The sequence below is a fragment of the Streptomyces sp. NPDC005070 genome (assembly GCF_053600395.1).
On the sequence record NZ_JBSFZS010000213.1, the window covers coordinates 1 to 7,303 of the forward strand.

At 70.9% G+C, this 7,303-nt stretch carries 4 protein-coding genes and 1 pseudogene; 3 read left to right on the plus strand and 2 right to left on the minus strand.

All coding sequences use genetic code 11. From position 1 onward, the window contains the following. Nucleotides 1-58 precede the first annotated feature (58 nt). Nucleotides 59-427: an SRPBCC family protein gene (locus ACWEBX_RS35745; RefSeq protein ID WP_451888919.1), complete on the plus strand. Its 369-nt coding sequence runs from the start codon at nt 59-61 to the stop codon at nt 425-427. A gap of 52 nt (nt 428-479) precedes the next feature. Here ACWEBX_RS35745 and ACWEBX_RS35750 read toward each other — a convergent pair whose 3' ends face one another. Further along, complete coding sequence (locus tag ACWEBX_RS35750; protein WP_451888920.1) at nt 480-1,715, minus strand: AI-2E family transporter; 1,236 nt, start codon at nt 1,713-1,715, stop codon at nt 480-482. A 255-nt stretch (nt 1,716-1,970) separates the two neighbouring features. Between ACWEBX_RS35750 and ACWEBX_RS35755 the strand changes: the two genes are divergently transcribed. Continuing rightward, nucleotides 1,971-4,811 (plus strand): SpoIIE family protein phosphatase, encoded by a 2,841-nt coding sequence (locus ACWEBX_RS35755; protein ID WP_451888921.1) that lies wholly within the window; start codon nt 1,971-1,973, stop codon nt 4,809-4,811. Between the two features lie 94 nt (nt 4,812-4,905). Here the strand turns inward: ACWEBX_RS35755 and ACWEBX_RS35760 are convergent, their stop codons facing one another. Then, nucleotides 4,906-5,733, minus strand: a complete 828-nt coding sequence (locus tag ACWEBX_RS35760) for an alpha/beta fold hydrolase (protein WP_451888922.1) — start codon at nt 5,731-5,733, stop codon at nt 4,906-4,908. A 1,119-nt stretch (nt 5,734-6,852) separates the two neighbouring features. On the opposite strand from ACWEBX_RS35760, the pseudogene ACWEBX_RS35765 reads away from it, so the two are divergent. After that, a pseudogene (locus ACWEBX_RS35765) lies at nt 6,853-7,140 on the plus strand (cytochrome P450); the annotation flags it as partial. Between the last annotated feature and the right edge of the window lie 163 nt (nt 7,141-7,303).

Here is a 7,303-nt window from a genome sequence, read left to right on the forward strand (position 1 = left end):
GTCGGTCTCTCCGACTGTGACAGACCCTGCGAATGCGTGGTCGGCCAGCACCTCGACTATGCTGCGGATCCGGCCGGTACGGGCGTCCACGACGACCGTGCTCGACCCTCCGGCCTCCGTGGTGTCGCTGTCCGTGACCAGCACGGTCAAGGACGCCGGTATGAAGACGGGCCGGCAGTTCCGGATCACGGAGTTCGAGCCGTCCCGCCGGATCCGCTGGGCGGAGATCTCGAAGAACACCGTCATGGCGGCGGAGGGCGGCTACGACTTGGAGTCCACCGGCGCCGGGACCACCCGGGTGCGGATCTTCAACGTCCTGGAGGGGCATGGCATCGGCAAGCTCCTGGTGGGCCTCGCGCTGAGCGCGGCCCGCAAGGACGCGGACGCCTTCGGCCAGCGGATCAAGGCGGCCGTCGAAGCCTCCTGACCCCGGCGGATCCGGGGAGCCTCCTGACCCCGGCGGATCCAGCGTCACGAGGTCATCCAGGCGCGCGCCCCGGGGGTTCCGGCTCGGGGCGCGCCCGCAGTTCGGTGATCACGGACCAGGCGACCGACACCATCGGTACCGCCACGACGGCCCCGGTCACACCCGCCAGGATGCTCCCCGCGATGACGGAGACGGCCACGACCACGGGGTGCAGCCGGACCGCCCAGCTCATGACCAGCGGGTGCAGGACGTGACCCTCGATCTGGCCGATGACGACGATCAGGGCGAGCACGATGATCGCGACGACCGGCCCTTTGGTGGCCAGCGCGACGACCGTGGCCACGCCGAGCGCGACGGGTGAGCCCACCAGGGGGATGAACGCGGCGAAGAACTCCAGCAGCGTGAGCGGCAGCGCCAGCGGGACGCCCAGGAGGGTGAGGGCGATGCCGACGAGTACCGCGTTGGTGGCCGCCACGATGATGATGCCGCGTGTGTAGCCGGCGAACGTCCGCCAGGCCGCCCGGCCGCCGCGGTCCCACGGGTCCCGCAAGCTCTCAGGCATCAACTCCTGGAACCAGCGCCAGTATCTGTCCCCGGAACGGATGAAGAAGATCGAGCAGAACAGCCCCAGCACCAGGCCGGTGACGAACTCCACCGCGCGGCCGGCGCCGCTGAGGGCGCTGCTGATCACCACCGACCGGTGCTCGGAGACGAACGTGGCCACCTTGCCCTGGAGGTTCGACAGGACCGCGTGACTCAGATGGAAGGGTGAGCCCTCCAGCCATCGTTCGATCCGGCCCAGTCCCCCGGCGAACTCGTGGCCCAGCTCACCGGACTCGCTCGCCACGACACCGCCGACCAGCGCCATCACGCCGAGCACCAGCACGATGCTTCCCAGGATGCTGACGATCACCGCCACGGTCCTCGGCAGGCGCCGCGCCAGCAGATCGGCGAGGGGACGCAGGACGGCCGTCACGACGAGCGCGAGGAACAGGGCCACGGCGACCAGTTGCAGCCTGCCCAGGAGGGCGAAGACCGTGTACCCGACCACGCCGACGACGATCAGCCGCCACGCGTAGGCCGCGGCCACCCGCAGCCCGCGATGCACCATGGCGCCCTGGTGGTCTCCGGTGCCGTGCCGCCCGTCCGCGGCGGCCGTACGGGCCCGCGTGACCGTCCGGACGCCGCGGGAGGAGCGATGCGCGACGGCGTGACGCGTCCGGCGCCCGCCGCGACCCGTGCCGGGCTCGCCCTGCCGCCGTCGGGGACGACGCGATCCGGCGTTCACCTGTGTGCCACCGTCCTCCCGTCGTCGTGCCCGCCCGCCCCGCGCGCCCGGCCGGAGACCACCGCGCGGCCTCGGGACGCGGGCGACCCGGGCCGTCGATCACGCGGGCGTCCTGGCCAGGGTGGTGTCGCGCACCGCACCCCGCAACCCGGGAGACACACGGTCCCCGGCCGTCGCCGGCTCCGGCTGGGGCCTGCCCGACCGGCACATCACCCCTTTAATGTCATTTGCGTCATTCGCCCCTATATTGGGTCTGTGATCAGGCGGCTGGACCTACTTGAGACCGCTGACGACGGCATCACGGAAAGCGAGGTCTTCCGGCTCGCCCTTCAGCACTCCATCGCGGAGCTGGGCTGCGTCGGCGGGGCCGTCTACCTGCGGGGCCCGATGTCGGCCCTGCGTCTGGTTTCCTCCACCGGACTGCCGTCGTCGGTCACCCGCGCCTGGGAGATCGTCGACCAGGACGGACCCACCGCCACCGCCCGCGCCGTGCGCTCCGGTGAGCACGTATGGGTGGCCGCGCTCCCCTCCGACCTGGAGGAACCCACCGCGCCGCTGCTGTCACGGTCCGGCTGGTTCGCCGTGCCCCTGGTCCACGAGGGCCGCGCCATCGGTGCGATCACCTGTCTCACCGGTGACAACGAGGAGCCCACACCCGATCAGCGGGCGTTCCTCGGCGCGGTGGCCGACTGGACCATGAACCGGCTGCAGAAGATGCCGGCGCCGGAGCGCATGCGCACCGACCTCGACGCCACTCCGGTCGGCTCATGGGAGTGGGACGTACGCACCGGCGAGCTGAAGTGGGATCAGGTGGCCATGAAGGTCTACCAGACCGAGCCGGGACAGTTCGTGCCCGGTGTCGAGACCTGGATGAAGGTGGTCCACCCCGACGACCTCGCGAGCACCCTGGCCGCCGCCGAACGCACCATCCGCACGCACGCGCCGTTCGAGGCCGAGTACCGGGTCCGGCGCAGCGACGGTGGCTACAGCTGGACACGCGCCTCCGGTCATGTCGTGCTCGACGACGAGGGCCAGGTCGCGCGCATCGTCGGCAAGGGCTGGGCGAGCGACGCGGCACGCTCGACCCGCGACGCGCTCAGCCGTGCCCTGCGGCACATGAGCGACGCCTTCCTGTCCGTGGACGACGACTGGCGGATCACCTTCGCCAACCTGGAGGCGGAACGCATTCTGGGTACGTCCGGCGAGCAGCTCCTCGGCCGGGACCTGTGGGACCTGCCCGCCCTGAGCCATGTGCCGGATCTGCAGGACAGGTGCCGGCGCGGTCCCGCGCAGTCCACGGCGGCCGTCTTCGACATCAAGCTGGCCGACACCGGGCGCTGTTACGACCTGCGCATCGTCCCCGTCCCCGGCGGTCTGACGGTGTACTTCACCGATGTCACCGACCGCCGTCGCCGTGAGGCCGAGCAGGCGGCGGCCGTCCGCGCCGCGGCCGAGCGCGCGAGCCGGACGGCCGAACTGACCTCGCAGCTCGCGGCGGCGACCACCTCCGCGGACGTGGTGACCGCGGTCGCCCAGCGTGTCCTGCCTCCGTTCGGCGCCCAGGGCCTGCTCGTTCTCGTCATCGAGGACCAGAAGCTGGTGCACATCGGGTCCGTCGGATACCGGGACCCCTTTCTGCGGCAGATGCACGGGGAACACGGCAGGGACCTGGAGGACGCCGGCCCGGCCGGGGAGGCGATCCTGACCGGCGAACCCCGTTTCTACTCGTCTCGCGAGGAATGGGTCACGGCCTTCCCCGACGCCGAGAGCCTGCCGCCGACCGGCATGGAGGCCTGGGCCTTCCTCCCTCTGACGGCGTCCGGCCACACCTTCGGCGTGTGTGTCATCGCCTTCGACACCGCACGGCATCTCACGCCGGAGGAACGCACGCTCCTCATCACCATCAGCGCCCTGGTGGCGCACGCGCTGGAGCGGGCACGGCTCTACGAGGCCGAGCTCACCCGCTCCGAGGAACTCCAGCAGGCGCTGCTGCCCCGGGGGCTGCCCACCGTTCCCGAGGCGACCGCCGCGGCGCGCTATCTGCCGGCCGGGCAGACCCTGGACGTGGGCGGGGACTGGTACGACCTGATCCCGCTGTCCGCGGGCCAAGTGGCCCTGGTCGTCGGGGACGTGATGGGCCACGGTCTGTCCGAGGCCGCGACCATGGGGCGGCTGCGCACCGCGCTGCACACGCTGGCCGCCCTGGAGCTGCCCCCCGACGAGATCATGGGCCACCTGAACGACATCGTGGGCGGCCTCGACGACCACGCGTACGCGACCTGTCTGTTCGCGTTGTACGACTCCACCGACGGATCGTGCACCGTGGTGCGGGCGGGTCACCCGCCACCGCTCGTCGTCCGGCCCGACGGAAGCACCGACTTCCCCGAGATCGCCGTCAACCCTCCCCTGGGCGCCGCGTTCCCTCCCTTCGAGGCGACGGAACTGGAACTGCCCGCGGAGAGCCTTCTGGTCCTCTACACCGACGGGCTCGTGGAGTCACCGCAGCGGGACATCGACCAGGGCATGGCCCAGCTCGCCGGTCTGCTCCGCGGTGCGACGGGGTCTCCCGATCCGGAGGACCTGTGCGACACCGTGACCGAGGGGCTGCTCCCGGGCGGTCCCACCGCCGACGACGCCGCCCTGCTGATCGCGCGACTGCACCATGTGGCCGACCGGCAGGTGGCCTCCTGGGCGCTGCCGGAGGGCCCGGAAGCCGCGGGTGAGGCCCGTCGCCATGTGCGCGAGCAGCTCGCCCAATGGCACCTGGACGACCTGGTCATGACGACGGAGCTGCTGGCCAGCGAGCTCGTCGGGAACGTCATCCGGCACGCCAGCGGCCCCATCGGGCTTCGCCTCCTGTGCAGCGGGACGCTGGTCTGCGAGGTGTCCGACGCGAGTCTGACGATGCCCCGCATCCGCCGGGCCACGGACACCGACGAGGGGGGCCGCGGACTCCAGCTCATCAACGCCCTCTGTGAGCGCTGGGGCAGTCGCTACACCCCGGACGGCAAGGCCATCTGGACCGAACAGGCCCTTCCCGACGCCTCGGAAGCGCCCGGTGAGGATCCGGCTCAGGACTTCTCGAACCGGCCGTGACGCACGGAATGCCCCCGCGGGCGGCGCATCGACCACGCCACGGGGGCACTATGGGGAGGCTGCTGATCCGACGTCGGCTACGTGTGATCCGCCGTCAACTGCGTGCGAAGTCCAGCAGGTCGGCGTTGAACACCTCGGCGAACTTGGGCACCATCGCGAGGCCGTGGGGGGCACCCGGGTACACCTTGTAGACGGCGTCCTTGACGATCTTCGAGGACTTGTCGCCCGCGGCCACGATGGGAACGATCTGGTCGTCGTCGCCGTGCACGATGAGGGTGGGGACGTCGATCTTCTTGAGGTCCTCGGTGAGGTCGGTCTCGGAGAACGCCTTGATGCAGTCGTAGGCGCCCTTGATGCCGACGGTCATGCTCCAGAGCCAGAACTCGTCCCGCGTTCCCTGGGAGACGGTCGATCCGTCCCGGTTGGCGCCGTAGAAGGGCGCGCTGAGGTCCTGGTAGTACTGCGACCGGTCGGTCTCGACGCCCTTGCGGATCTCGTCGAACACCTCGACCGGCAGGCCTTCGGGGTTCTCCGCGGTCTTGAGCATGAGGGGCGGGATCGCACCGACGAGGACGGCCTTGGCCACTCTGCCGGTGCCGTGCCGGCCGATGTAGCGGGTGACCTCGCCGCCGCCGGTCGAATGGCCGACCAGGATGACGTCCCGGAGGTCGAGGGCCTCGATGACCGCCGCCAGGTCGTCGGCGTAGGTGTCGAGGTCGTTGCCGTCCCAGGGCTGGCCGGAGCGTCCGCCACCGCGACGGTCATGGGCGACGGCCCGGAAGCCGTTGTCCACCATCACCTTCATCTGGGCGTCCCAGGCGTCCGCGGTGAGCGGCCAGCCGTGCGAGAAGACGACCGGCTGACCGGATCCCCAGTCCTTGTAGAAGATCTGCGTGCCGTCCTTGGCGCTGGCGAAGGGCATGTACGGGTCCTCTCGAATCTGGTCCGGATCCGGCGCTTCGCGCGCCGTCGGCGACCTCTCGGGCCACGCCGACGATGCCCTCGGCCGCGTACGCCGTCGGGCACATACACCGTCGGCCTCGTACGCGTCCGCCCGTGCGACAGGGAGATCGGCAGCACGAATCGACCGGAATGAGTGCGTTGTCCACCTCACACTAGCCCAGGTGCCCCGCGGCGTCGCGGCGGGCGGACAACCCCTCGGCACCGGTGGGCCGGACTGAGCCGTCAGGGCGATCTTGCTTCTTCTGGCGCGTTCGATCGCGACGGTTTCCGTATCTTTCGGCCGCGTCCCGGCGTTGGCGCGGTGTCCTTGTCGATCACCGCATCCGGAGCCAGAGTGCCCGCTCCTCCCGAACCGTCCCCGCCCCCTCATCTCCTGGCCGAACGGGTGCGGGACCCGTATCCGTACTTCGCCTGGCTGCGCCGGAACGCACCCGCTCACGCGGACCGCAGGCCCGGGCGGCCCACCGTGTGGCAGATCTCCCGCTACGCGGACGTCCGAACCCTGTTGACCGACGGGCGGCTGAGCAAGGACCCGGACCGGGTACCGGGTTACGTTCCGGGGCCGCCCGGGCTGAACCGGCATCTGGTCCACGCCGATCCTCCGGACCACACCCGTCTGCGGACCCTGGTGAACGCCGCGTTCGTACCCCGCCGCATCGCCCGTCTCGAACCGTTCATCGCGGACACCGCCGACCGCCTGCTGGACCGGATCGAACACGACACCCACGTCGACGTGATCGCGGCCTTCGCGGCTCCTCTCACCTTCCGGATGATCTGCGCGATCCTCGGTGTCCCCGGGGAACTCGACAACGCGGCCACCCGGGACACGCTCATGGCCACGATCGCACCCGATCCGGGCCGGGATCCGGCCCGGGTGGCACGAGATCTGCACGCCCTCCTCGACCGCCTGATCGCCGGAAAGCGAACGAGCGGCGCAAGCAGTGGGGTCGACCTGCTGGGCGCTCTCGTGCGGGCCGGCGACCACAGCGGGGCGATGAGCGAGGAGGAGTTGCGCTCGACCGCCTATCTCCTGCTGCTGGTCGGCCACGACACCACGATGAACCTCATCGGCAACGGCATGCTCGCGCTGCTCCGGAACCCGGACCAGGCGGCCCTGCTGACCGGACCGGAAGCCGGCCCGGAACGCGTCGGCACAGCGGTCGAGGAACTGCTCCGCTACGACTCCCCCGTGCGGGACGCGACCTTCCGGTGCGCCGCCGAACCGATCCGCCTGCACGGTCAGTTGATCGACAGGGGGGACATCGTCAGCCTCCTGATCGGTTCCGCCAACCGGGACGAGGCCCGATTCCCCGACGCCGACCGGCTCGATGTGGGCCGGACCCCCAATGACCATCTGGCCTTCGGCCACGGCCCCCATTTCTGCATCGGTGCCGCTCTCGCCCGCCTCGAAGGCACGGTCGCCTTCCCCCGGTTCAGCCCGACTCGGCGACGCCGAACCGGAGTCCCGGGTGCCGCTCGAAGGCCCCCGACCAGAGCAGGAACCACAGGGGGCGCGCGGGCCACCAGGT

Coding starts and splice junctions, on each gene's coding strand:
- ACWEBX_RS35745 (WP_451888919.1), top strand. CDS start 59: ATGCTGCGGATCCGGCCGGTACGGGCGTCCACGACGACCGTGCTCGAC.
- ACWEBX_RS35760 (WP_451888922.1), bottom strand. CDS start 5,733: ATGCCCTTCGCCAGCGCCAAGGACGGCACGCAGATCTTCTACAAGGAC.